At 29.0% G+C, this 24,503-nt stretch carries 25 protein-coding genes and 1 pseudogene; 24 read left to right on the top strand and 2 right to left on the bottom strand.

Annotation, left to right across the window (positions count from 1 at the left end):
* Nucleotides 1–34 precede the first annotated feature (34 nt).
* Together C8269_RS04385 and C8269_RS04380 are read right to left on the bottom strand one after the other, a co-directional pair.
* Nucleotides 35–187, bottom strand: a pseudogene (locus C8269_RS04385) (relaxase); the annotation flags it as partial.
* Nucleotide 188: 1 nt separating this feature from the next.
* Nucleotides 189–545: a plasmid mobilization protein gene (locus tag C8269_RS04380; RefSeq protein WP_106460532.1), complete on the bottom strand. Its 357-nt coding sequence runs from the start codon at nucleotides 543–545 to the stop codon at nucleotides 189–191.
* A gap of 348 nt (nucleotides 546–893) precedes the next feature.
* On the opposite strand from C8269_RS04380, the gene C8269_RS04375 reads away from it, so the two are divergent.
* The 24 genes from C8269_RS04375 (at nucleotide 894) to C8269_RS04260 (ending at nucleotide 24,333) form a co-directional block, all read left to right on the top strand.
* A complete protein-coding gene (locus C8269_RS04375; RefSeq protein ID WP_106460531.1) occupies nucleotides 894–1,478 on the top strand; it encodes a TetR/AcrR family transcriptional regulator in 585 nt (194 codons plus the stop codon).
* A gap of 9 nt (nucleotides 1,479–1,487) precedes the next feature.
* The gene (locus tag C8269_RS04370) at nucleotides 1,488–2,465 is read left to right on the top strand and encodes a helix-turn-helix domain-containing protein (protein ID WP_106460530.1); all 978 of its coding nucleotides are present in this window, start codon (nucleotides 1,488–1,490) and stop codon (nucleotides 2,463–2,465) included.
* A gap of 66 nt (nucleotides 2,466–2,531) precedes the next feature.
* On the top strand, nucleotides 2,532–3,122 hold the full coding sequence (locus tag C8269_RS04365; protein ID WP_019115691.1) for an MptD family putative ECF transporter S component: 591 nt from the start codon (nucleotides 2,532–2,534) through the stop codon (nucleotides 3,120–3,122).
* Nucleotides 3,119–3,790 carry an energy-coupling factor transporter transmembrane component T family protein gene (locus C8269_RS04360; protein WP_002834816.1) on the top strand — a complete coding sequence of 224 codons (672 nt, stop codon included), beginning with the start codon at nucleotides 3,119–3,121 and terminating at the stop codon, nucleotides 3,788–3,790. Before C8269_RS04365 ends, C8269_RS04360 begins: the two co-directional genes overlap by 4 nt.
* Before the next feature lies 1 nt (nucleotide 3,791).
* The gene (locus C8269_RS04355; protein ID WP_106460529.1) at nucleotides 3,792–4,034 is read left to right on the top strand and encodes a hypothetical protein; all 243 of its coding nucleotides are present in this window, start codon (nucleotides 3,792–3,794) and stop codon (nucleotides 4,032–4,034) included.
* A gap of 43 nt (nucleotides 4,035–4,077) precedes the next feature.
* On the top strand, nucleotides 4,078–4,368 hold the full coding sequence (locus C8269_RS04350; RefSeq protein ID WP_000583243.1) for a CD1845 family protein: 291 nt from the start codon (nucleotides 4,078–4,080) through the stop codon (nucleotides 4,366–4,368).
* An 86-nt stretch (nucleotides 4,369–4,454) separates the two neighbouring features.
* Nucleotides 4,455–5,432, top strand: coding sequence for a replication initiator protein A (locus C8269_RS04345; RefSeq protein ID WP_002838936.1), 978 nt, complete (start codon nucleotides 4,455–4,457; stop codon nucleotides 5,430–5,432).
* Between the two features lie 14 nt (nucleotides 5,433–5,446).
* Complete coding sequence (locus C8269_RS04340; RefSeq protein WP_002838954.1) at nucleotides 5,447–6,304, top strand: ATP-binding protein; 858 nt, start codon at nucleotides 5,447–5,449, stop codon at nucleotides 6,302–6,304.
* A 14-nt stretch (nucleotides 6,305–6,318) separates the two neighbouring features.
* Complete coding sequence (locus C8269_RS04335; RefSeq protein ID WP_002838927.1) at nucleotides 6,319–6,810, top strand: PcfB family protein; 492 nt, start codon at nucleotides 6,319–6,321, stop codon at nucleotides 6,808–6,810.
* A gap of 196 nt (nucleotides 6,811–7,006) precedes the next feature.
* On the top strand, nucleotides 7,007–7,213 hold the full coding sequence (locus tag C8269_RS04330) for a hypothetical protein (protein ID WP_022620867.1): 207 nt from the start codon (nucleotides 7,007–7,009) through the stop codon (nucleotides 7,211–7,213).
* Nucleotides 7,214–7,257: 44 nt separating this feature from the next.
* Entirely contained in the window at nucleotides 7,258–9,060 is a 1,803-nt protein-coding gene (locus tag C8269_RS04325; RefSeq protein ID WP_070736945.1) for a VirD4-like conjugal transfer protein, CD1115 family, read from the top strand.
* 151 nt (nucleotides 9,061–9,211) lie between these two features.
* A complete protein-coding gene (locus tag C8269_RS04320) occupies nucleotides 9,212–10,075 on the top strand; it encodes an Abi family protein (RefSeq protein WP_019107265.1) in 864 nt (287 codons plus the stop codon).
* A 190-nt stretch (nucleotides 10,076–10,265) separates the two neighbouring features.
* On the top strand, nucleotides 10,266–10,589 hold the full coding sequence (locus C8269_RS04315; protein ID WP_002842079.1) for a single-stranded DNA-binding protein: 324 nt from the start codon (nucleotides 10,266–10,268) through the stop codon (nucleotides 10,587–10,589).
* Nucleotides 10,590–10,805, top strand: a complete 216-nt coding sequence (locus C8269_RS04310; protein WP_002838961.1) for a Maff2 family mobile element protein — start codon at nucleotides 10,590–10,592, stop codon at nucleotides 10,803–10,805.
* A gap of 1 nt (nucleotide 10,806) precedes the next feature.
* Nucleotides 10,807–11,670: a VirB6/TrbL-like conjugal transfer protein, CD1112 family gene (locus C8269_RS04305; protein ID WP_019107264.1), complete on the top strand. Its 864-nt coding sequence runs from the start codon at nucleotides 10,807–10,809 to the stop codon at nucleotides 11,668–11,670.
* Nucleotides 11,671–11,687: 17 nt separating this feature from the next.
* Nucleotides 11,688–11,945 (top strand): hypothetical protein, encoded by a 258-nt coding sequence (locus C8269_RS04300; protein WP_019107263.1) that lies wholly within the window; start codon nucleotides 11,688–11,690, stop codon nucleotides 11,943–11,945.
* Complete coding sequence (locus tag C8269_RS04295; protein WP_106460528.1) at nucleotides 11,945–12,283, top strand: PrgI family protein; 339 nt, start codon at nucleotides 11,945–11,947, stop codon at nucleotides 12,281–12,283. The genes C8269_RS04300 and C8269_RS04295 overlap by 1 nt, the downstream gene beginning before the upstream one ends.
* Nucleotides 12,280–14,775: a VirB4-like conjugal transfer ATPase, CD1110 family gene (locus C8269_RS04290; protein ID WP_048951841.1), complete on the top strand. Its 2,496-nt coding sequence runs from the start codon at nucleotides 12,280–12,282 to the stop codon at nucleotides 14,773–14,775. The genes C8269_RS04295 and C8269_RS04290 overlap by 4 nt, the downstream gene beginning before the upstream one ends.
* Nucleotides 14,747–15,712, top strand: coding sequence for a DNA-methyltransferase (locus tag C8269_RS04285; RefSeq protein WP_019107261.1), 966 nt, complete (start codon nucleotides 14,747–14,749; stop codon nucleotides 15,710–15,712). Before C8269_RS04290 ends, C8269_RS04285 begins: the two co-directional genes overlap by 29 nt.
* 9 nt (nucleotides 15,713–15,721) lie before the next feature.
* Nucleotides 15,722–18,688: a C40 family peptidase gene (locus tag C8269_RS04280; protein WP_106460527.1), complete on the top strand. Its 2,967-nt coding sequence runs from the start codon at nucleotides 15,722–15,724 to the stop codon at nucleotides 18,686–18,688.
* 19 nt (nucleotides 18,689–18,707) lie between these two features.
* Entirely contained in the window at nucleotides 18,708–18,965 is a 258-nt protein-coding gene (locus tag C8269_RS04275) for a hypothetical protein (protein WP_004837916.1), read from the top strand.
* Nucleotides 18,962–21,316, top strand: coding sequence for a leucine-rich repeat protein (locus C8269_RS04270; RefSeq protein WP_106460526.1), 2,355 nt, complete (start codon nucleotides 18,962–18,964; stop codon nucleotides 21,314–21,316). Before C8269_RS04275 ends, C8269_RS04270 begins: the two co-directional genes overlap by 4 nt.
* Nucleotides 21,317–21,331: 15 nt before the next feature.
* Nucleotides 21,332–22,210: a CD1107 family mobile element protein gene (locus C8269_RS04265; RefSeq protein WP_106460525.1), complete on the top strand. Its 879-nt coding sequence runs from the start codon at nucleotides 21,332–21,334 to the stop codon at nucleotides 22,208–22,210.
* Nucleotides 22,211–22,626: 416 nt separating this feature from the next.
* A complete protein-coding gene (locus C8269_RS04260) occupies nucleotides 22,627–24,333 on the top strand; it encodes a DNA topoisomerase 3 (protein ID WP_106460524.1) in 1,707 nt (568 codons plus the stop codon).
* Nucleotides 24,334–24,503 lie beyond the last annotated feature (170 nt).

Here is a 24,503-nt window from a genome sequence, read left to right as displayed (position 1 = left end):
GGTTTTTGTTTCAAAATATGCTATAGAATATGATCTTTCGTGTTTTCATAAATTGAATATGGGCAGTAGATGGATGACATTTGAATGAAGATACCAAGACTTTTTCATCAGTTTTTTCGCTCTTAGTAATGTAATCTATTGCCAAATTTAGAGTTGATTTTATAGGATGTATTTTTGTAATTGCCATACTAATCACCAGAACTTTCTTTTGATTTATTTAGAAGTAGAGAGTGGATCTGCCATATTTCTTTTGATAATTTTTCTATCTGTTTATTCATTGAGTCGATTTCATTTTTGTAAATAATGCCAGTTGTATTAGTAGCCTTTGCAATCTGGTTTATATTATTTGTTGCATTTGAAAGTAGCCATTGTAGGTTTCTAAATGGTTCTAAATCTACTACATAAATTTCTTTTTCTAATACGCACTTTCTAAGAAAGTGAGACATAGTTTTGCAATTAGCAAGTTTCATTTTCTTTTCAAAGATTTCTTTTTCTTCATCTGTTAAATATATTTTTAATTGATTATTTCTTTTTCTATTATCCATAGTATATCTCCTTATCGTAAATTATTGGGGTCTTAGGGTTCTCCCTAACAAGGTAAAATTGATAAAAAAAGAAGCAGTCCATAGAGGTTCTGCTTCATCAATTTTTCGTAAGTGGGTACTCACTTACTGTGCTTGCTATTAAAGTTATTAGCGTTAAGCGTGTATTAAGTTTTATTAATTATACCGCATTAAAAGAAATTAATAAAGAAGTATAAATGGCGTTCAAGCAAATATCTTAAATAAGATTACTAAAATTTAAAATAATCCATGTATTGAAATTAATTATCAAATGAGTTACAATAAAACTGACGGTATCGTCGGAATTATTTATTGACAGGAGATAAAGTTTTGAATGATAAAAAATTGAAAGTTGGAGAAAAAAGGAAGTTAGAAATTCTGGAAGCGGCAAAGAAATGTTTCTTAGAAAAGGGTTTCCAAAATACAACTATGGAAGATGTTATAGAAAAAGTAAGTTTAAGTAAAGGTGGTGTTTACTATCATTATGGATCAACCTATGAAATGATTTATGATTTTATGAAATTAGGTATCAAATATAGAGGAGAAAAAAACAAAAATATCGACACATCTAAGTTAACGACTTTAGACGCAATTACTGAGATGATGATGGAAAGAATTTATGATGAAAATGAATTTAAAAGCATCTATGCAATTTTTTTGAAACTACAAAATGAAGATAAAAGATTGTGTGAAATGTTTGAAAATTTAAAAGAAACAAACGCAGAAATTTTATCGTCTACATTTCCTCCAAACGATAAGCTATCATCTATTTTTGAAGATGAGTTTTTAGTGACCTTTGTAAATACTTTGATTTTAGGATATGAAAGTTTAAATCAAAAAGAAATTTTTATTGAAAATAAAAAAACAATCAAAAAGATGTTGGAAGGTTATTTGAGAAAAAAACTCATTAATTAGGAGATTTTTATGGGTAAGGAGTTAATGTGCCATCTTTATGGAAGAAATTTAGAAAAAATAATAGAAAATTCTAAAGGGAGAATTTGCGAATTTCATAATTTGGAAAATGGAAAGTATATAGTTTCGAAGTACGAAATTTTCAAAGGGGTAACAGTTTTTTATAATGATATAAACACTTCTGTCATAAAGAAAAAATTATCAAAAAATTTAAATCAAAGCTATGAGATTAATCATTGTAGAGAAGGAAGATTTGAATGCGTGTTAAGCGATGGAACTATTACTTATATGGAATCGGGAGATTTTGCAATCAATGAAAGTAGTAACAGCTCTGAGGAATCATTTTTTCCTATATCTCATTATCATGGTGTGACTTTTTATATTAATCCAAAAGAATTTGATAGCGAAATATATTTTTTAGAGGAAATGTTAGGGATTAAATTTGAAGTTGTTTTAAGAAAATTATGCAATAAGGACAAAGTTTTTGTACAAAGAGCTACTCAGCATATTGAACATATTTTTTATGAAGTTTATAAAGTTCCAGATGAAATTCTAATTGAATATCTAAGGATAAAATTTCAAGAATTTTTCCTATATATTTCAAGCCTTGATACAAGTAACAAGGTAAGCGATAGGAAATATTTTATTAAGACAAATGTTGATATTGTAAAGAAAATAGATGAATTTATAAAGAATAATTACGAAAAAAATATAACTTATGATAAACTATCAGAAATCTTTAAGATAAATTCTACCACAATGAAATCTTGCTATAAGAGTGTTTTTGGGCAAACAATTAAGGAAGCTATAACAAGTAAAAGATTGGAGGTAGCAGCTGATTTTTTGAATAATACATCAATTTCAATTACGGAAATTGCTATTAGGGTAGGTTTCACAGATCATGCTAAATTTTCAAATACTTTTAAAAATAAGTTTAATCTCACTCCTTCAGAATATAGAAAAATATCTAAAACAGCACATTTAGTCTAAATAGTCAAGAAAATAAGCTTAGTCTATTATAGAATGATAACAGCTATCAACTAAGGAGGTTGAATTATGGAAAGTAAAAAATTAACTATAAAAGATTTGGCAACCATAGGAATCTTTTCTGCAATCATGATTGTTGTATTCATTGCTTTTTCAATGATCACAGGGGCATCATTATTTTTCAATATGATTTTTAATGCTGTGTTTACTGCACTAATTTTAGGACCATTTTTTGTTTATATGGCTATGAAAGTAGGCAAACCGGGAGTTGCACTAATTTATAATATTATACAAGCTATATTAGCAACTGTCTTTATGGGTCCTTTTATGATTCCATGGTTTGTAGGTGGCGGGATAATTGCAGAGTTATCTATGATTGGTACAGATAGCTATAGGAATATAAAAAGAATTACTATTGCTTGGATAATTACATCATTAACTAGAGCGGCTCATGGTATGAGCGAAATATGGTTTTTTAAAGATGCTTTCATTAAGTCTGGCGTATCTCCAGAACAAGTTCAAATACAAACTCAGTATTATACAAATCCTAAATGGATTCTTATTTCTTTAGCATGTACTATTGTGGCGGCAATTATTGGTTGCTATTTAGGAAATAAGATGACAGAAAAGCATTTTAAAAAGACAGGCATAATAAAATGATGCATTTGGACTTACGTTCCAAATTGGTAGTATTTTTAAGTACAGTATTTTTGGTTTCAGTATTGTCCAAAGATACTGTACTTTTTTTATTAGCCGCCATTCTAGTTATTTATGTATCACTGCAAGGATATAGCAAATCTACTATAAAACTAATTATTGCAATGGGTGTTTTAAGTTTTTTGAGATTTGTCTCAAATGGTGAAGGTTTTGGCATTTTGATTCCAGATATGTTTCTGTTTATGGTTATAAGAACATTAGTTATAGTTCTATCAGTAATACCAATTTTAAAAACACCTCCAGGAGAGATAATGGCAATAATGAAAAAAATGAAAATTCATAGAAATGTTGCTTTGCCACTTATTTTCATGATGAGATTTTTCCCAGTAGTTAAAAGTGAGTTTAAAGAAATTATCGACTCGTTGAGATTAAGAGGATTAATTTCTATTAAAAAACCATTTTTAACGATGGAATATTTATTTGTTCCTATGATGTTTTCATCTTCAAAAATAGCTGAAGAACTTGCCGCCGCATCGGAAGTAAGAGGAATTTCTGCATCTGGAAAACATAGCTCAAGAAGAGAAATAAAATTTAGAAATCTTGATGTTATTGTTTGTTTAATCACCATCTTTATCACAATGAGCATGATTTTCCTGGAGAGGAGTTATTAAGATGATCAAGTTAAAAAATGTAAGCTTTGCCTACAGTAAAGATTCAGCAAACATCTTAAAAAATATTAATTTGGAAATTAATGATGGGGAATGTGTCGCCTTTATAGGGGCGAGTGGTTGTGGGGACAGTGATATAATGATGACAGATACAATAAATCCATTAAAATCAAAGTTTAAAGGCTTCCACAAAACTTTTAAACAAGACGATTTAGGATTAAGTCTGTCATCTTTTTTATTAAATTAACAAAAAAGAAAAGAAAACATAAGTAATAAGGATTGAAGAGAATATGATAATATTTAGAGTTTTTTTCAAAATCATATTGTTTCCTATTAGGATAGCGTTAAGTATCATAATTCTATTTTTAACGTTTGTATTAGGACTCAGCACAATATTTTTCAAACTGATTTCATTTATCGCTATTATGGGATTTTTAGGATCTGTTTATCATGGAGAAAAAGCACTTGCTATAGATGCGTTTATACTAGCATATCTTTTTAGTCCTTATGGTTTACCAGTGCTAGGATATTTTATTATAGAAGTGATAGAAGGGGTGAATGAAAGAATAAAAGTAATTTAAATATAAAAATAAATAGATTAAAACGATGAAAAAGAGATAGCAAAATCAAAGCTATCTCTTTTTATATGAAAAGAAAGGGGGTTATGATGAAAGAAATAGTTAAATTTGAATACTATTATGGCAATGAATCAGAACAATATTCATTTTTTAGGATTCCCAAAACTTTATTCACCGACTTAAATTTTAAAAAACTATCCGTAGAAGCAAAAATTCTTTATGGAATTCTACTCGATAGAATGAGCTTGTCAATTAAGAATAAATGGTTAGATGAAGAAAACAAGGTATACATTATCTATACCATAGAAGAAATTATGGAAGTATTAAATTGGGGGAGAAATAAATCGGTCAAAGTAATGAAAGAAATTGAAGAGATAGGATTATTAGAAAAAAAGAGGTTAGGACTTGGAAAGCCAAATTTACTCTATGTAAAGAACTTTATTTACACAGAAAATAATAAAACTACAGAAGTTTCAAAAGCAAACCTCAAGAAGTTTAAAAAACAAACTTCAGGAAGTTTAGAAAACAAACCTCAAGAAGTTTCAAAAGAGGACTCTAATAATACTAATATTAATAATACTGAAACTAATAATACTGATTTTAATAATACCACCCCCATATCCCCCTTAGAAAAGCTAGGAGAAAAATCAAAAAAAACTTTGGAGGAGGAAGAATTAAAAGAAACTATAAAAAAGAATATATCTTATGAAATCTTTGAAAAAGTAAGAATAGAAGAAAAGAAGCAAGTAGATGTAATGATAAATGTACTTGTAAAAGCCTTAACTAGCTTTACAAACATTAAAATAGGAGGGAGGCATATATCCAATGAAAATTTTAAAGAAAAATTTCTAAGTCTTAACTATAAACACATAGACTATGTTTTGAAATACCTAAGAGAAAATGCTCCAAAGGATATTAGAAACATTAATGCTTATCTACTGACTCTCTTATACAATGCAGATGAAAATATTAGAAACATAGAAGTCATAAAGAGAGAAGATCAGAAAAGAGAAAACTATGACTATAGTAACGATGAGGATATATGGAGAGAAATTTTAAATACTTGATAGGAGAGGAGCATATGGAATTAATAAAAGAAATCCTAGAACAGAAAATAAAAAATGCAGAAACAAATAGTCCATCAAAAGATGAAGAAAATAGGAGTTATATAGATCAAGAAACAGGATTAAAATATTGTGCAAAATGTAAAACACCAATTGAAAAAGAAATAGACTTCTTTGGAGAAATAAAAAAAGTTGGTATTTTATGTCAATGTAAAAAAGAAAGACAAAAATTAGAGGAAGAAAAAAGAAAAGAAAATAAAAGGCTTTTAAAAATTGAACACTTAAAAAAAGAGTGTTTTTCTGATCCTATCTTATTAAATTGGAATTTTAAAAATATGGACAAAGATAGTGAGCATGAAAAAGTAGCAAAAAATTATGTGGAAAAATTTGATGAAATATATGAAAATAATATAGGATTAATTCTCATAGGGAATGTGGGATGTGGAAAAACATATCTTGCAAGTGCTATAGCAAATGCTTTACTAGAAAAAGAAATATCAGTCAAAATGACAAATTTTTCAGTAATTTTAAATGATATGACTAACTTTGAGATTGATAAGAGTAAGTATATAGATAACCTAAATCATAAGAAACTATTAATTATTGATGATTTTGGAATGGAAAGAGATACAGATTTTGCAGCTGAGCATATCTTTAACATAATAGATAGTAGATATAGAAGTGGGAAACCTCTAATTATAACAACAAACTTAAATATATCAGCTTTAACTAATCCTGAAACTATAAAAGATAAAAGAATTTACTCAAGGATACTTGAAATATGCAGTCCCATTATATTTACAGGAGAAAATAGAAGAATAGAAAAAATGAAGGAGAAATCAAAATTAGCCTATGAAATATTAAAAAAAGAATGAAAGTAGGTGAGTGAATGCAAAATGATGATATAAATAGCAGAACAATAGCCATAGTAAAAAAAGCGGGGATAGTTACAGCCAAGCAAGTTATAAATTTGATGAAGAAAATATTAGAAATAAATAAACATAAAGCGCAGACAGAACAGTCAAGACCCTTAGAAAAATTTAAAAAAGTAAAAGTAAAAGATCTTGTAAAAAAAGGTAAAGTAGAAACCTTAGAATTAAATGACATAGACTTAAAAGCATTGAAAAAAGAATTAAAAAGATATGGGGTGAAATTTTCCATAAAGAAAGATTTAGAAAATGGAAACAACATTATCTTTTTTCAAGCAAAAGATATAAAAGTGATGGAACAAGCTTTTAAAAAGACAGTCCAGAAATTTACTAAAGATAAGTCAAGAAAAAGAAAATCTGTAATAGAAAGGCTTAATAACTTCAAGGATAAAGTCAAAGATACTATTGACAGAGATAAGGTTAAACATAAGCATCAGGAACAAAGTTTATAATAAAAGCACTTAGATATATAATATATATGATGAGAAGGCATGAATAGCTTTATTGTTGAATACTATGAAAAAGAAGATGGAATCATCCAGTAGAAGAATTTCTCTTATCTATAGATAAAAAATGAGAACAGAAGCATTAGGGAAAAAACTAAAAAATACCTTTGAAAGTAAAATATAAGTATAATGGTGGTTTAAAATGACAAATAAAAGAATATGTCCCATATGTAACTCAAAGATGAAGCAACAGTTTATAGGTCTATTACATTGCAAGTGTGGTATAAGCTATCATAGAGATTTAGGATATTTTAAAAGAAATGAGAATATGATTTTTGTCTTGGAAAGAAAAAAGATAGGTAAAAAAATAAAACAAGTTCCAGTAATAATATATAAAAAAGATAAATAAGATACTAATGGGTAGAGAAATCTACTCTTTTTTATGGAGAGGAAGTGATTAATTCGAAAATACTAAATGAAATAATAAAAGATATAAAAAATGTTTTTAAGATAAGAGATAAGAAGAAATTTGTATTAGAAAATCTTCCTTACCTCTTATTTTTTTATATAGGAAATATCTTTGCAAGCCATGTCAACTCTTATGTAGGAGGAGATATAATAGATAGAATTCTAGTAGCTTTTAGTCAAATAGATACTTTAAAATATATTCCATCATTAAAAATAAAAAATCTGATACCCGGTCTAATTCTATCAGTAGTTATTAAGTTAATCCTTATACAGAAAAAGAAAAAAGCAAAAAAGTTTAGAGAGGGCAGAGAATATGGATCGGCAAGATGGGGAAATGAAAAAGATATTGAGCCATACATTGACAAGAAGTTTGAAAACAATGTGCTATTAACTCAAACTGAAAGACTTACCATGAACAATAGACCTAAAAATCCAAAATATGCGAGAAATAAAAATGTATTGGTAATTGGAGGTTCTGGTAGTGGTAAAACAAGGTTTTTTGTAAAGCCAAATCTCATGCAAATGCACTCTTCATATGTAGTAACCGATCCAAAAGGAACATTAGTCTTGGAATGTGGGAAAATGTTGGAAAGAAATGGATATGAGATAAAAATACTAAACACAATAAACTTTAAAAAATCCATGAGATATAATCCCTTTGCATACTTGAAAAGTGAAAAAGATATTTTGAAATTAGTACAAACAATAATTGCAAATACTAAGGGAGAAGGAGAAAAATCAACTGAGGATTTTTGGGTGAAAGCTGAAAAACTCTATTACACAGCACTTATAGGATATATCTGGTATGAAGCTCCTAAAGAAGAACAGAACTTTACAACTTTACTTGCTATGATAGATGCAAGTGAGGTAAGAGAAGAAGATGAAAATTTTAAAAATGCAGTAGACTATATGTTTGAAGCATTAGAAAAAGAAAAGCCAAATCATTTTGCAGTAAAACAATATAAGAAATACAAACTAGCAGCAGGAAAAACTGCCAAATCAATCCTTATATCCTGTGGAGCAAGGCTTGCTCCATTTGATATTCAGGAACTTAGGGACTTAATGAAAGAAGATGAACTGGAGCTTGATACACTTGGAGAAAAGAAAACAGCTTTATTCGTAATAATATCGGATACAGATGATACATTTAACTTTGTAGTATCAATAATGTACTCACAATTATTTAATCTATTATGTGATAAAGCAGATGATGAATATGGCGGAAGACTTCCTGTTCATGTGAGATGCCTACTTGATGAATTCGCAAATATCGGCTTAATTCCTAAATTTGAAAAGCTGATAGCAACTATTAGAAGTAGAGAAATATCAGCTTGTATAATATTACAAGCACAATCACAACTAAAAAGTATCTATAAAGATAATGCAGATACCATAGTTGGCAATTGTGATTCGACGTTATTTTTAGGAGGCAAAGAAAGAACAACATTAAAAGAATTATCTGAAAGCCTAGGCAAAGAAACCATAGACCTATATAACACATCAGAAACAAGATCAAATCAAAAGAGTTTTGGTTTAAACTATCAAAAAACTGGAAAAGAATTAATGAGTCAAGATGAAATAACTGTAATGGATGGTGGGAAATGTATCTACCAATTAAGAGGAGTTAGACCATTTCTTTCAGATAAATTTGACATAACCAAACATAAGAATTATAAGTTCCTTGAAGATTATGATAAGAGAAATATATTTGACATAGAGAAATACCTGCAGAGAAAAGATGAGGTTAAGTTAAAAGAGAGTATGGTAGTTGAAATATTAGATGAATAAATTTAAAATTAGAAGTAAGATAGATATTTAGGAAAGATTAAAAGAAATTACTTGACAAAAAATATTTTATAGCATATAATAATGTCAACAGTACCCGACACGCCTCTTAACAATGCGGACCAAGTCGGGTCATTTGATTTTAGGAGAAAAAATGAAAAAAATTCATCAAGAACCGATTAGTATAGAAAATCAAGTAAAAAACTTAATAGACTTAGGACTTTTAGTAGAAGATAAAACTTATGCTAAGAAAATTCTTGGAAGAATATCCTATTACAGGCTGATTAAAGCTTATAGTATCACATTAAAAAAAGATGGAAGATATATATCAGGAATAAGTTTTGAAGATATTGTAAGTTTATATAAATTTGATAGAGAACTTAGACAGCTTATATTTGAAACAATAGAGCATATTGAAGTTTCTTTAAGAGCAGTTATCACAAACTATTTTTCTTTAAGATATGGGAACTTTTCATATAAAGATATGAATAATTTTGAGAAACAAAAGGAACAAGAAAGGGTACTAGAAGAATTAGCAAGGGAAGTTAAAAGAAATAGACGCTCACCATTTATAAAAAACTTTAAAGACAATTATGAAGGTGGAGAAATTCCACTCTATGCAGTGATAGAAGTAGCAAGTTTTGGAACTTTATCTAAAATGTATAAGAATATGAAAAATGAAGATAAAAGTAAAATTGCAAAAGTCTTTCATACAGACTACCATTACTTTGAATCTTGGATAGAAAATTTTGCCTATATAAGAAATATATGTGCCCATTATGGCAGGCTATATGGAGCAAAGCTTACAAAATCACCAAAGCTATATAAAGAATATTTAAAAAATAATATTTCAAACAATACAATATTTGCTACATTAGTTAATCTTAAAATAGTTTCTGAAGAAGAAAATTACAAAAATTTTTATCATGATCTAATAGCACTAATAGCAAGATATGAAAATATTGAATTAAGACATGTTGGCTTTATAGAAAACTGGAAAGAATTACTAAAACCATAAAATTAAATAGAGAAATTTACACCGAAAAAAACATTTCGGTGTTTTTTTATGCCCAAAGGAGGAAGAATGAAATATATACGAGATGAGCCGAAAAAATAAGATACAGAGAAAAATGAAATATTAATTAATTAGAAGTAGAAGCGATAGAGAAAACTATCGCTTTTTTTATGGAATAAAGGAGATAGAACAAATGGAAAGAGAAATGCTAAATATTAATGGAAATCTAGTAGGAGAAATAAAAACAACTGCAATAGATACAAAGGAAGGAGAAAAAGAAGTAGCTAACTTCACAATAGTTAGAAAGAACAAAGAAGAAGGAAAGGTTAAGAAAGAATATATCTACTGTAATCTCTACGGAGAAAAGGCAAAAAGTGTGAAGGAATTTAAAAGTGGAGAATACATCCATATTTTTGGATATTTTAAGGAAACAAAAAAAGAAGACAAGACATTTAAAAATTTTATCGTAAAGCACATAAATAAAATTAAAAAAGAAGAAAAAGAGGAGGAAATATAAATGGAATTTTTTACACAAGCAGTAAATGTATTAAAAATATTAGTTACAGCAATTGGTGCAGGGCTTGGAGCATGGGGTGTTATCAACCTGATGGAAGGTTATGGGAATGACAACCCTGGTGCTAAATCTCAAGGCATTAAGCAGCTTATGGCTGGAGGGGGAATTGTACTCATAGGTTTAAAACTAATACCGCTATTAGCAAACGTGTTAAAATAAAATGTTTAATATAGTAGATAAGATCAAAGAGTTTTTTTCGGAGATACTTATTGATATGATCAAGGAAAATTTAAGCGGAATGCTCCTTGATATAAATGACAAAGTATCAACGATAGCAAATGAGGTAGGAAAGACTCCGAGTGGATGGAACTCGGAGGTTTTCCACTTCATAAAGTCTATTTCAGAAAATGTTATACTTCCCATAGCAGGTCTTATCATAACGGCTGTACTATGTATTGAATTAATTCAAATGGTAATGAACAAAAATAATATGCATGACACAGATACCTTTGGTTTTTTTAAATATATGATAAAAATGTGGATAGCAGTATGGCTTGTATCTCATGCTTTTGACTTTTCTATGGCAGTATTTGATGTGGCACAGAATTTAATAGGAAAGGCAGCAGGTGTGGCAAATGCTAGTGCAAAAGTTTCTCCGGGTGATATAGCTAATATGGTAGATAGCCTAAAAGGAGAGTCAATAGGAAAATTAATGACTATAGTACTAGAGACATCAATTGTAAAGATGATAATTCAAGGGATATCAATACTCATTACAGTTATTCTATACGGCAGGATGATAGAAATATATATTTATACTTCAGTTTGCGCCATACCTTTTGCCACAATGGGTAATAAAGAATGGGGAAGTATTGGAACAAACTATATAAGAGGGCTCTTCGCACTTGGCTTGCAAGGTTTATTCTTACTTATATGCGTAGGAATTTATGCCGTACTTGTTAAGACTTTAAATATATCAGACATACACAAAAGTATTTTTGAATTACTAGGATACACATTAATACTTGGGATAACTATGATGAAATCAGGAAGTATTGCAAAATCAATTTTAAATGCTCATTAATAAAAAAGGAGAAGATGATGAAAATTAGAAGAAAAAAGGACAAAAAAATTAATTTAAAAACACTTGGAACAATAGGACTCCCAATACTTTTAATAGGGGGATATATTACAAGAGAAATACAAAATAGAATGATTATAAGAAAAACATCGGAAGTTTTAGATAATAGAGAAGAAACGAATGAAAAAGTATTAGAAATAGCAGTGAATATGGGAAAATCATTAGAAGATCTGAACAGAGAAGATATATATGGCTTTTACTTAGAGGGTTTAGAATAATGGCTTATGTAAATGTCCCAAAGGACTTAACAAAAGTAAAAACAAAGGTAGCTCTAAATCTAACAAAAAGACAATTAATTGGCTTTACAATTGCAGGTCTAATAGGCTTTCCAGTATATTTAATGGTAAAAAAAGTGCTGCCTAATGACCTATCTATGTTAATCATGATAGGTGTGTCTTTTCCTATAATATTTGCAACTCTTTATGAAAAGGACGGGATCTATTTTGAAAAATATTTAAAGTATATTATAGGTAAGAAAAGACAGACAAGTATAAGGATATACAAGACAGAATGTATTTATGATATAAAGAAACAAAGAAAGGAAAGGAGTAAATGAATCAAATACAGAAAAAACAACAGAAAAAATTAAATCAAGAAAAAAGAAATTTAAAAAAACAAAAAGAAGATTTAAAAAGCATTAGTATAAGTCAAAAAAAGATGAAAAAAGCAAATATTTCTAAAGAAAAAGGAAAGCCCAAAAAGAAGCTTTCCTTTTTTGGTGGGAAGAAGAAAAAGAGTGTTCAGGAAACAATCCCTTATTTAAGAATGTTGAGAAATGGGATTTGCCAAGTTGAGAAGAACAAATTTAATAAAATGATACGTTTTTTAGATATTAACTACCAGCTTTCAACAGAAGAAGATAAGGAAAGTATATTTAATGAATTTTCAAGTTTTTTAAACTATTTTGATCCAAGTGTTGATATAGAACTTTCATATATTAATCGCATAGGAAAAAATGAAGAAGTAGAAAAAAACATCAATGTTCCGGATAGAAACGATTCATATAATGAAATACGAAAAGAGTACAGGGAAATGCTAAAAAATCAGAGTCAAAAAGGAAATAATGGACTTACTAAATATATGTATATCACCTTTAGCTTACAAGCACAAGATTTAAAAGAGGCAACTACAAGACTTGAAAGAATGGAAATGGATATATTAAATAACTTTAAGCAGATGGGAGTAAAAGCTTATGTATTAAGTGGATATGAAAGGTTAAAGGTTATTCACGATATATTAAATCCGAATAAGAATTTTGTTTTTTCCTTTGAAGACCTAAAATATAGTGGACTATCTACTAAGGATTATATAGTACCAGCATCATTTAACTTTTCATCTCACAATCAATTTAAAATTGGAGAATACTTTGGAGAAGTGAACTTTCTGCAAATTCTAGCACCTGAATTATCAGATAGATTATTATCAGAATTTTTAGGAGTTGAAGAAAATATGATTGTAACATTTCATATAAATTCCATTGATCAAACAGAAGCTATAAAGATGATTAAAAGAAAAATAACTGACTTGGATAAAATGAAAATTGAAGAAAATAAGAAGGCTATAAGATCAGGATATGATATTGATATTCTTCCAAGCGATTTAATTACCTATGGTAATGATGCTAAGAAACTATTGGTAGAACTTCAAAATCATAATGAGAGAATGTTTGTCATAACTATTTTGTTTACAAATATGGAAAAAAGTAGAAAGAAATTGAGTAATATAATCTTTCAACTAAATTCAATAGCAGGTAGGCATAATTGTGTATTGAAAAATCTTAACTATAGACAGGAACAAGGACTAATTTCCTCCCTGCCACTTGGAAAAAATGAAATCGAAATAAAAAGAGGACTTACAACTAGCTCTACAGCAGTCTTTATTCCTTTTACAACAGAAGAGTTGTGCTTAGAAGGAGAGAGCTTATATTACGGATTAAATGCTTTAAGTCGTAATATCATTATGACAGATAGAAAGCTTTTAAAGAATCCAAACGGTTTAATACTTGGAACACCGGGTAGCGGTAAATCTTTTTCAGCTAAAAGAGAAATTACCAATGCTTTTTTAATCACACAAGATGACATCATTATCTGTGATCCGGAAGGGGAGTATGGAAATTTAACTAAGGCACTAGGTGGAGAAGTTATAAAAATATCGCCAACAAGTAAGGATTATATAAACCCGTTGGATATAAATGTAGACTATGCCGATGAAGACAATCCCTTATCTTTAAAGTCTGACTTTATTCTTTCACTGTTTGAACTTGTAGTAGGAAAGGAAGGGTTAAGTGCAGAAGAAACTTCAGTAATTGATAGATGTCTTCCAATATTATATAAGGATTACTTCGACAATCCAATTTCTGAAAATATGCCAATTTTAGAAGATTTATATAATTTACTTTTAAAACAAGAAGAAAATGTAGGGAAAAAATTAGCGGTAGAAATGGAAATTTATGTCAAAGGCAGCCTCAATGTATTTAACCATAGGACTAATGTAGATACAGGAAATAGAATTCTTTGTTATGACATTAAGGAATTAGGAAAGCAACTTAGAAAAATAGGTATGTTAATTGTTCAAGATCAAGTGTGGAATAGAGTAACTATTAATAGAAATAAGAAGGAAACCAGATATTACTGTGACGAATTCCATTTGCTTTTAAGAGAAGAACAAACAGCCTCATATTCCATAGAAATTTGGAAGAGATTTAGAAAATGGGGCGGGATTCCAACAGGATTAACACAAAATGTAAAGGACCTTTTAGCCAGTCCCGAAATAGAAAATATATTTGATAATACAGATTTTATCTTAATGCTTAATCAAGCTAGTGGTGATAGGGAAATTTTAGCTAACAAGTTAAATATATCTCTTTATCAGTTATCCTACGTAACAAATTCCAATGAGGGAGAGGGATTACTATTCTATGGAAACACAATAGTACCTTTTGTAGATAGATTTCCTAAAGATACAAAATTGTATAAGTTAATGACAACTAAACCAGAAGAATTAAAGGAAGGGATAGAAATTGATAGACAGAGAGAAGTTAAAAACTAACTATATTATTAATTTAGATGCAATTTCTGCTCTAAAGGAATTTCCAGATAAAATATTTGATTGCTGTATTACATCTCCTCCATATTATGGACTTAGAGATTATAAAGCAGAAGGACAAATTGGAAGAGAAGAAAGTCCGGAGGAATATTTAAATAAATTAATTAAAGTCTTTAGAGAAGTAAAAAGAGTATTAAAAAAAGAAGGAACACTTTGGGTAGTTATTGGAGATTCTTATGCAGGTACAAGAAGCAAAAAAAAATATAAAGATCCTAAAAACATAGAAGGAAGAAGTGGTCAAAAAGAGTCTATTACAGAAAAACTCAGTGGCTACAAGGCAAAAGACTTAATGGGGATACCTTGGCAACTAGCTTTAAAATTAAGAGAGGATGGTTGGTATTTAAGAAGCGATATTATTTGGCATAAGGAAAATGCCATGCCTGAGTCTTGTAGGGATAGACCATCAAGGTCTTATGAACATATCTTCCTACTATCAAAAGCAAGAAAGTATTTCTATAACTTTGACGCTATGAAAGAACCAATAAAAGAAATAAGCAAGAAAAGATATATGAGGGCAAGAGGAAAAGATAATAAGTATTTACAAGAAGGCACAGGAGCTAAAAGACAGAGCATAAATGAAGCAAGAGAGTATGGAGAATATATAGGAGATAATGTCCCTAAGTTTAGAAACAATAGAGATATTTGGACTATTAACACCAGTGCGTTTAAAGGAAAACACTATGCGGTATTTCCACCAAAACTGGTAGAACTTTGTATAAAAGCAGGATGTCCTAAAAAAGGCTTAATTCTTGATCCCTTTATGGGTTCAGGAACTGTTGGAATGGTAGCTATTAGGATGGACAGAGAATATATTGGAATTGACATAAACAAAGACTACTGTCAAATAGCTAAAGAAAGGATAGAGAAAAATATGAAATAGGAGGTATATATGAAAAAGAAAGGGAAAGTAAACCCAAGAGATGTACCAAAGACCAAACTTATATCAGAAAAGAAAGAAGAAAGCAATGAAAAATTCAGTAGTACAGAGAGAAAATCAGATTTTTCAAAAAAAGAAATTAATAAAGTAAAAAGCAGGAATAACATAGACAATAATGATGAAAACTCTAAGTATTATTCATCTCATTTGCAAGAAAATAGTCAGGATTTACTCAACGAAAAAGATAAGTCAAATAGAGGAAGAAGACAAAGAAAAAACCATGAGGAAAAATTTGCAGAAGCCTCCTATCATAATGAATATCAGCCAGAATATTCGCAACAGCAGCATAGAAAAATGGAAGAAAATGAGGAAAGTAGATATGGTGAATATTACGGGCAAGAAACAGAATACAGGCTAAGTAACTTTAAAGAAGATTTTAATGATAGACCAAATTCAACTAGCTCTAATTTAAAAAGTAGCACTTCTCCCCAAAAAAATTACAAGGGGAATAGTAATTTAAAATGGAAGAAAAACGTTGAGAGTGAAAGTTTTAATGGAGTGCAAGAGAAAAAAATAAGGAGATTTAGAAAAGAAGAAGATAAGGATTTTAATATAGAGGTAAGTTCAACATATGATCCCTTATCGCAGGACTCAGATAATGATGGTGTCATAGATCGCTATGACATGAACTTTAGTGATAGCAATGTATCATATAGGGACACAAGAGATGACTATAAGTATTTACCATCTTCTGATGTGCAAAGAAAAAATTGGGATGGTTATTCTATTCTTGGTAATAAAGGGAAAGAAAGCTTTCAAAAAAACACCTTAAAAAAACTTTATCAATCTCAAAGTCAGTTTAAGGACAAAGGGGAAAAAGCAGAATTAAAATCTTTAAATGGGAAGTTTAGAAGAAAAGACTTATCATATAAGGCAAATGAAGAATATAAAAAAATAATTCAAGATCTGAATACTAATAAAAAACAAAATAGCAAATATTTCAAAGGCAAAGTTAGAAATTTAGAAGAAAAAAATATGCTAATGGGTAGGGTTTCTAGTGGAAAATTTAGACAGGATAGCCTATCTGAAGGATTTAAAAGTGAATCTGAAAAAAATAAAGATAAATATAATATAAATAAAAAGAATCAAGAAAAAATAGGCACGAAAAAAGAAATCTTCAAACAGGAAAAAAACGTAATAAAAAATGAGAATCTTGAAGTAGATGAACTTGATTTAAATCATAGTGGAATTTCTAATAAAAACAAGGGAAAGAAAAGACAAATAAAAGACGCTTTTGATAATACTATAAAGAAAAGCAACTTTGATCCAAAGAAAGAATACACCAGGACAAAAAAAGAAGTACAGGATTCTAAAAATGTATCTGAAAAAAATAAGGTAGATACAAAAAATAAAATTAAATTCCATTCTAAAAAAGATAACAAAAGTGAAAAAGATAAGTTTTATAAAAAGGAAGATAAAATATCAAAACTATATGAGAAAAAGAATAAAAAGGAAAAAGAGTTAATTAAGGATAAGAAAAAGTCAAAAAAAGCGGGTTTAGAAAAACCTATTACTTTTGCGAGTGCTATGACGGCAAACTATCTATATAGTGGGAAAGATGATAATGCAGGCGTTAACGCTGCTTATAAGCTTAGTAGAACTACCGAAGTTGTAGGTAGAGAAATTAGCCATTTTAGAAGAAAAAAACCTTTAAAAACTCAAAGAAAAATAAAATCTTTAGAAGGAAAAATTTATAAGAAAGAAAGTAAACTCCTCTTTCAAAGAAATTTTGAAGAATTGAAGAAGACTAAAGCTTATCAAAACTCTAATAAATTGAATCGATTTTTTATGAAAAAGAAGTTTCAGAGAGATTTTAGGAAGAAACACGGGGAAGGTTTAGTAAATAGAATAAAGAAATCTTTCGCTAATATTGGAAAGAAAACATTGGAAGTTTTAAAAAACAAAGGATATAAGCAAATTTTAATTGCCCTTTGTATTTTAGGACTTTTTTTTATGCTATTTCAAGGAATTAGCAATGTTGGCAGTCTTACTTCAGGATTAACAAGTAATGTTATAGCTACAAGCTATCTATCAAAAGAAGAAGTTTTAATGGATATTAATAATGAATTTACAAGTTATGAATATGCATTACAAGATGAAATAGATAGTATTAAAGAAAATTATCCAAATTATGATGAATATCATATAAAAGGAGATTCTGTTGGTCATGATCTACACGAGCTTTTTAGCTATTTAACAGCAAGATATGGAGAGATTAAGTCAGCTGAAGAGATACAAAAGGAATTAAAAAAACTATTTAATCAAATGTATGAGAAAAAATATACTTCAAAGTCTATTACAAAATATGACAGTGAAGGAAATCCATATACCTATAGAATTCTAACATTAACTATAAAAAAGAAAAGTATTGATGAAATAGCAAGAGAAGAATTTGCAAACTATGAAACAAATATGGCTCATTATTTAGCATTACTTGATAGTCAGGGAAATATGAGTGGATATTTTGGATCAAGCTATGGGAACTTGGGAGAGATTATAGACAATCCAAACTTTGGAAATCCCGGTCTTGCTTTTGATTCTGAAACTGCCAAAGCCTTATTTAATGAAGCAGAAAAACATATAGGTAAAAGATATGTGTTTGGAGCAAGTGGACCATCTAACTTTGACTGTTCAGGTTTTGTATGTTGGTCATTTACAAAGTCTGGTGTAAAGAGAATGCCAAGAACTACAGCTTGGCTTATTTATAAAAACTATTGTAATCCAATATCTCCAAGCGAGGCAAAACCTGGGGATATTATTTTCTTTAAAGGCACATATAATTCCGGCACGCCAATTTCTCACGTAGGGATATATGCCGGAAATGGAATGATGCTCCATGCAGGAGATCCTATCCAATATGCCAGTATAAACTCAAGGTATTGGAAAAATCACTTTTATTCCTTTGGTAGACCAAAATAAGGAGAAGGAGTAAAAATCTATGAATAAAAAATTAATCAGAAACATAGAAAAACAGAAGAATTTAAGAAAGAAAAAAGAAGAAATTGAAATAGAACTTCAGTTATTAGTAGAGGAACAAGAAGAAATAGAAAATTTAGAGGTCATCAAGGAATTTCGAAGTCAAAAAATATCTCTTGATGAATTTTTATTTATTGTTAGAAAAAATAAGGAAGAAGAAAATAGAGAAAGACAAGAACTTAAAAGAAAAGATACAAATGAAAGTGAGGAAAATTTATGAAAAAAATAACAAGTGGAATTTTAGCTGTGATAATGCTACTTGTAAGTCTAGTGAATATAGTGGCTGTAAGTCCTGTATATGCAAGTACAGATTATAAGGTAGAGTGGACGGAAGATGATTTTATGTATTCCTCTGAGGGAAATATAATTTCCTTTAGTGATAAGGGCTTAGAAAAGAAAGAGAAGACAAATATTCTAGTATTTCCTGAAGGGACGAAGTCTATAAATGGAAATTATTCTTTAAATCATTCAAACGATGAATTTAGGTATAAAAGAGAATTTGGACGTGGCAAACATTGGGATAAAGTAATTATTCCTGATTCTGTTAAGCATTTAGGTTATGCTGCCTTTTATGAAGCAAGTATAGATGAGGTAAAACTATCAAATAGCCTAACTTATCTTGGAGGCTTAGCATTCTTCAACTGTGGACTTAAAGAAGTAACTTTACCTGATACTTTGGTAAATATTGAACATAATGCTTTTGAAAGAAATAACCTTCAAGAAATAACTATACCGAAGTCTGTGAAGACAATTGAACAGTACGCTTTTTCAAGGAATAAATTGCACACTATAAAAGTTTTAGGCAATCCAAATATTAACAGTAAGGGAGTATTCCATAATCAAGAAGTTGAATATAGACCAAAACAAAATCCATTTTACGAAAATCATTTTGGTTTCAACGGAAATCAAGGATTCAAATCTATTCCTAATGGATTGAGGTATGAAAATGGAGAGTTTGTCTTTGATAAGAATGTAGATAGTATAGAACTTGAATTTGATTATAACAATGATATGTATCAAGGAAAGATGACTATATACAATCCAAATAAATATTCCATTGATACTCAAACAGATTTAACAGGACAAGATATTGATGAAAAGGACAATAAGATTGATGATTTAACTAAAAACATTAAGGACTTAGAAAATCAGATCAAAGACTTAAATGATAAGAAACAAGAAGACCAATCAAAGATAGATGAATTAAAGGAAAATTTAGAATCTTGCAAAGATAATGGAGAAAAACTAAAACAAGAAAAAGCTAAGCTAGAAGAAGAGATTAGAGATAAAGATAATAAGATTGATCAATTGAATAAAGAGATTGAAAATCTTAAAAATTCTAATAATGATGAGTTAAAAGCAGAAATTACTCAGCTTAAAGATGAACTAAAAAGATTACAATATGAAAATGCAAAACTAAAAGAAGATTATTCATCTACAAAATGGGAGTTAGAAGCTGAGAAAGAAAAGACTGGTAAAAACGAAAATAAAATCAAAAAAATGCAAGAAAAGCTTGAGTCTTTAGAAGGAGAACTTGCAAAGAAAAATAAAGAAATTGAGGATAAAGACAATAGGATTAAGGACTTAGAAAAAGCGCTTGATGAAAAAGATACTAAGATAAAAGAACTAGAGTCTAAGAAGAAAGAAATAGAAAATTCTAAGTCAGAATGTTGCAAGAAAATTGAAGAGCTTCAAAAGGCTATTGATAGTTTAAAAGAATCTTCTGAAAATACAAAAAAAGAATTAGAAGATAAGATTAAAGGACTAGAAGAAAAACAAAAAGCTTCTGAAGAAGAAATAAAAAAGCTAAAAGAAGAATTAGATAAGAAAATTGAAGAAGCCAAGAAGTTAATCGAGGAAGCAAATAAAAAAGCGAAAGAAGAACTTGAAAAACAAGCTAAAGATGAAAAAGACAAAAATTTAAACCAAGACTTATCTAAGAAATTAGATGAACTTCTAAAACTCCAAAAAGAAAACAAAGAAAAGAAAGAAGATAAGAAATCTCAAGATAAGAAGTGGGATGAACTTTTGAAAGCTGATGACAAGAATATCTTAAATCAATTTGATCTTAACAAGATGAAAAATAAGGCTCAACAACAAGACAAAAAACAAGTTAAAGATGAAAAAGAATTTGCAGTTTTTCAAGTAGACAAAAACTTTTATAACATTATAAAAGATGGAAAGAAAACTACTGTGTATATGGATGTAAAAGCATATATTAAGGATAATCGCATTATGCTACCTGTTAGATATGCAGCCTATACTCTTGGGTTTAATGTAGAATATGATGATAGTAAGAGAGAGGCTATCTTTTCAAATAAAGAAAATACAGCCTTACCTAAAAAAACTCTAAGATTAAATATAGATACTGGTGTTATGAAAGATAGTCAAGGAAACATTTATCATTCTGACACTAAACCTGTAATTATAAATGGAAGAATTCACGCATCTATTTCCAATATAGCTAAAGCTTTTAATGCAAGCTGTGGGGATATAAGAGATGAAAAAGATCAAAGTATAGAATGGGATAATAGCAGAAAGGCAGTTTATGTCTTCAAGAATATAAAGTAAGAAAAGGAGAGAATTATGAAGAAAAAAAGATTAGGGGTAGCCTTAGTGCTACTCCTTTTACTATTCAGTATGCCAAGCATATCCATAGCTAAGAGCAATGAAAATGAAATAAAAAATCAGTCAAATGATATTTATTTGCCAGAAAAAAGTAAAGAATTAGAAAGCTTATTTGATGAAGATATATATGAACCATCTAATGAGAGTCAAAAAATTCCTTATCAGGAAGTGCCGAAAATACAAGAAAATAACATAAAAAATGAGCAAGTAGATAAAAAAGAAAAGCCATCTAAACTTGTTAAAGGTGGCAATACTAAAGCAATTAATCCATTAGCTACAAAAGAAAATAAGGCAAGAGGAACAGTTATAGAAAATGTAGATAAAAATGGACAGGATATTACACCGAAAGTAGAAGATCAAACATCAAGAGATGAAAAAAAGGAAAATCCAATAGATGTTAGACAATTTTTAACCTTTCAAACAAAGAGTGGAAAAACTATGCACCTCATTGTAGATCATTCGGAAAATCAAGAAAATGTACAATTACTAACAGAAGTTGGAGAACAAGATCTACTAAATATGATTGAAGGAGAAAGTGAAGTAAAGCCAAAAGAAGAAGTAGTGAAAAAAGAAGAACCGGTGGAGGAAAAACCGAAGAAAGAGGAGAAAGAAGAAAAGAAATCAGGGGTAGGACTTTATTTATTTATGGGTTTAATTATTGTTGGTGTAATGGGTGCAGGATATTACTTCAAAATCTATAAAAAAAATGAAGAGGAAAGTTTTGAAGAGGAGCAAGATTATAATGAATTAGAAGATGATTATGAATCTGAAGGGGAGGATTATGATCTTGAAGATAAGGAAGATACAGAAATTATTCCAGATGAAGATGAATTTTAATCTTCTCAATGATTTAAGCAGTAGATTAAGGACAACAATAAACTCAATTATCGTGTAAATTTATAAAAAAAGTACAATTAGAATTCTGGAACTTTAATAAAAAACGATGAACAAAACGACAGCACAAACTTAATATATAAGTAAAGCTAAGTTGAAATGATTGATTGTATAATTAAGAATTTGATATAGATAAAATCATAAGTTTAATGAGAATGCTAAAAACGGATCAAGCTTTTTTATACAGATGGAATTCTTATTCGAAGAAAAATCTTTATGCTAGAGACATAAAGTTTGAAGATGTAATAGATAATGGAATAAATATTATAGAAAAAATAAAAAATCAGTAGAGCTATAAAAAGATGAGGGATTGAAAATTTAATCTCTCATTTTTTTATTAAAAAATTAAAGGAGGAAAAATGAAATTAGTAATCGCAGAAAAACCAAGTGTTGCAGCATCAATAGCAAAAGTTATAGGAGCAAAAAATAGAAATAATGGATATTATGAGGGGAATGGATACATTGTTTCATGGTGTGTTGGGCATTTAGTACAAATGGCAAATCCTGATGTGTATGATGAAAGATATAAGAAGTGGAGAATTGAAGATTTACCTATTATCCCAAAAGAATATAAGTATGAGGTAACGAAGACAACTAAAAAACAGTTTAATATTCTTAAAAGACTAATGAATAGTAATGAAGTTGACACCATTATTAATGCTTGTGATGCTGGTAGAGAAGGAGAAGCTATCTTTAGACTTGTATATATGATGGCAAATTGTAAGAAGAAAATGAAACGTCTTTGGATTTCCTCAATGGAAGACTCTTCCATAAAAGAAGGATTTAGCAACTTAAAAGATGGAAGTAATTATGATAATCTTTTTGATTCAGCTAAGGCTCGTGCCATAGCTGATTGGCTTGTTGGAATGAACATAAGTAGACTTTACTCCTGTCTATATAATGAAAATTATAGTGTAGGCAGAGTACAAACACCAACTTTATCAATGATTGTGAATAGAGATGATGAGATAAATAGTTTTAAAAAAGAAAAATATTATACAGTGGAGATTTCCATGAATGGATTTACACTGTCGACAGATAGAATTGATGACAAGATAGTGGCAGAGCAGCTTAAAAATTTAATCGGAGAAAAAATTGAAATAACCGATGTAATTAAAAAAGAAAAGATTACAAAGCCTAATCTGCCCTTTGACCTAACAACACTTCAAAGAGAATGTAATAAGTATTTTGGATACAGTGCAAAACAAACACTAGATTATGCCCAAAGCCTGTATGAAAAGAAGTATATTACCTATCCACGAACAGATTCAAGATATCTGACAGTAGACATGATAGAAAGCACTGTAAATAATATTATAGGAAAAAATGATTTTGACACAGAAAGAATTAAGGTAGTTTTTAATTCTGAAAAAGTTACAGATCATCATGCAATAATTCCAACGATAAGTTCATTAAATAAGGATATTTCAAATCTTCCGGAAAGTGAAGCCAAAGTATATAGACTTATAACAAATAAACTCTATGCAAGTTTTGGATATCCACTTGTAGAAAATACAACAAAGATAGTGGCTGAATTTGACGGGTTTGAATTTATAAACACTTATAAAATAATTGCAGAAGAAGGGTTTACAAAATATTTAGAAGAATATAAATCAAAGAAGAAAGAAGATATACAACTTCCCGATGTAAAAATAGGAGATCTTTTATATATTGAAAATAAAGATATAAAAGAGAAATATACAAAACCACCTAAACACTTCACTGAAAACACACTCTTAAAAGCTATGGAAATAGCTGGAAATGATGAATTAGTTAAGGATGTCGAAGTTGAAAGAAAAGGACTTGGTACTCCTGCTACAAGAGCGGGAATAATAGAAAATTTGATATACAAAGGTTATATAAAAAGAGAAAAGAAAAACCTAATATCAACTAGGAAGGGATTAAACCTAGTTACTATAGTTATAGATGAGTTTAAATCTCCAAAGACAACAGCAAAATGGGAAATGAGATTAAGTGATATAGCAAAGGGTAAGGAAAATAAAGTGATTTTTTTAAAAGAAATTGAAGAAGAAATAAAAAATACCATAGGTAAATATTATAAGTAAATTGATTATAAAAAATTGAATACGGTTATAGGAATGAAGAAAGGAGTGATTTATGAAAGAAATAGGGTATAATATAAGTGATAAATGAGTAGGCATTAGGAAATTTACTTATTTGATATTACTATGAATATATGTTATACTCTTATCAGATAAAGATGGTGTCCCACTAC

This window comes from Anaerococcus sp. Marseille-P3915, from assembly GCF_900258475.1.
GTDB lineage: Bacteria > Bacillota > Clostridia > Tissierellales > Peptoniphilaceae > Anaerococcus > Anaerococcus kampingae.
Note: the sequence above shows the minus strand (reverse complement) of the source record. Positions and strands in the feature narration are given on the sequence as shown.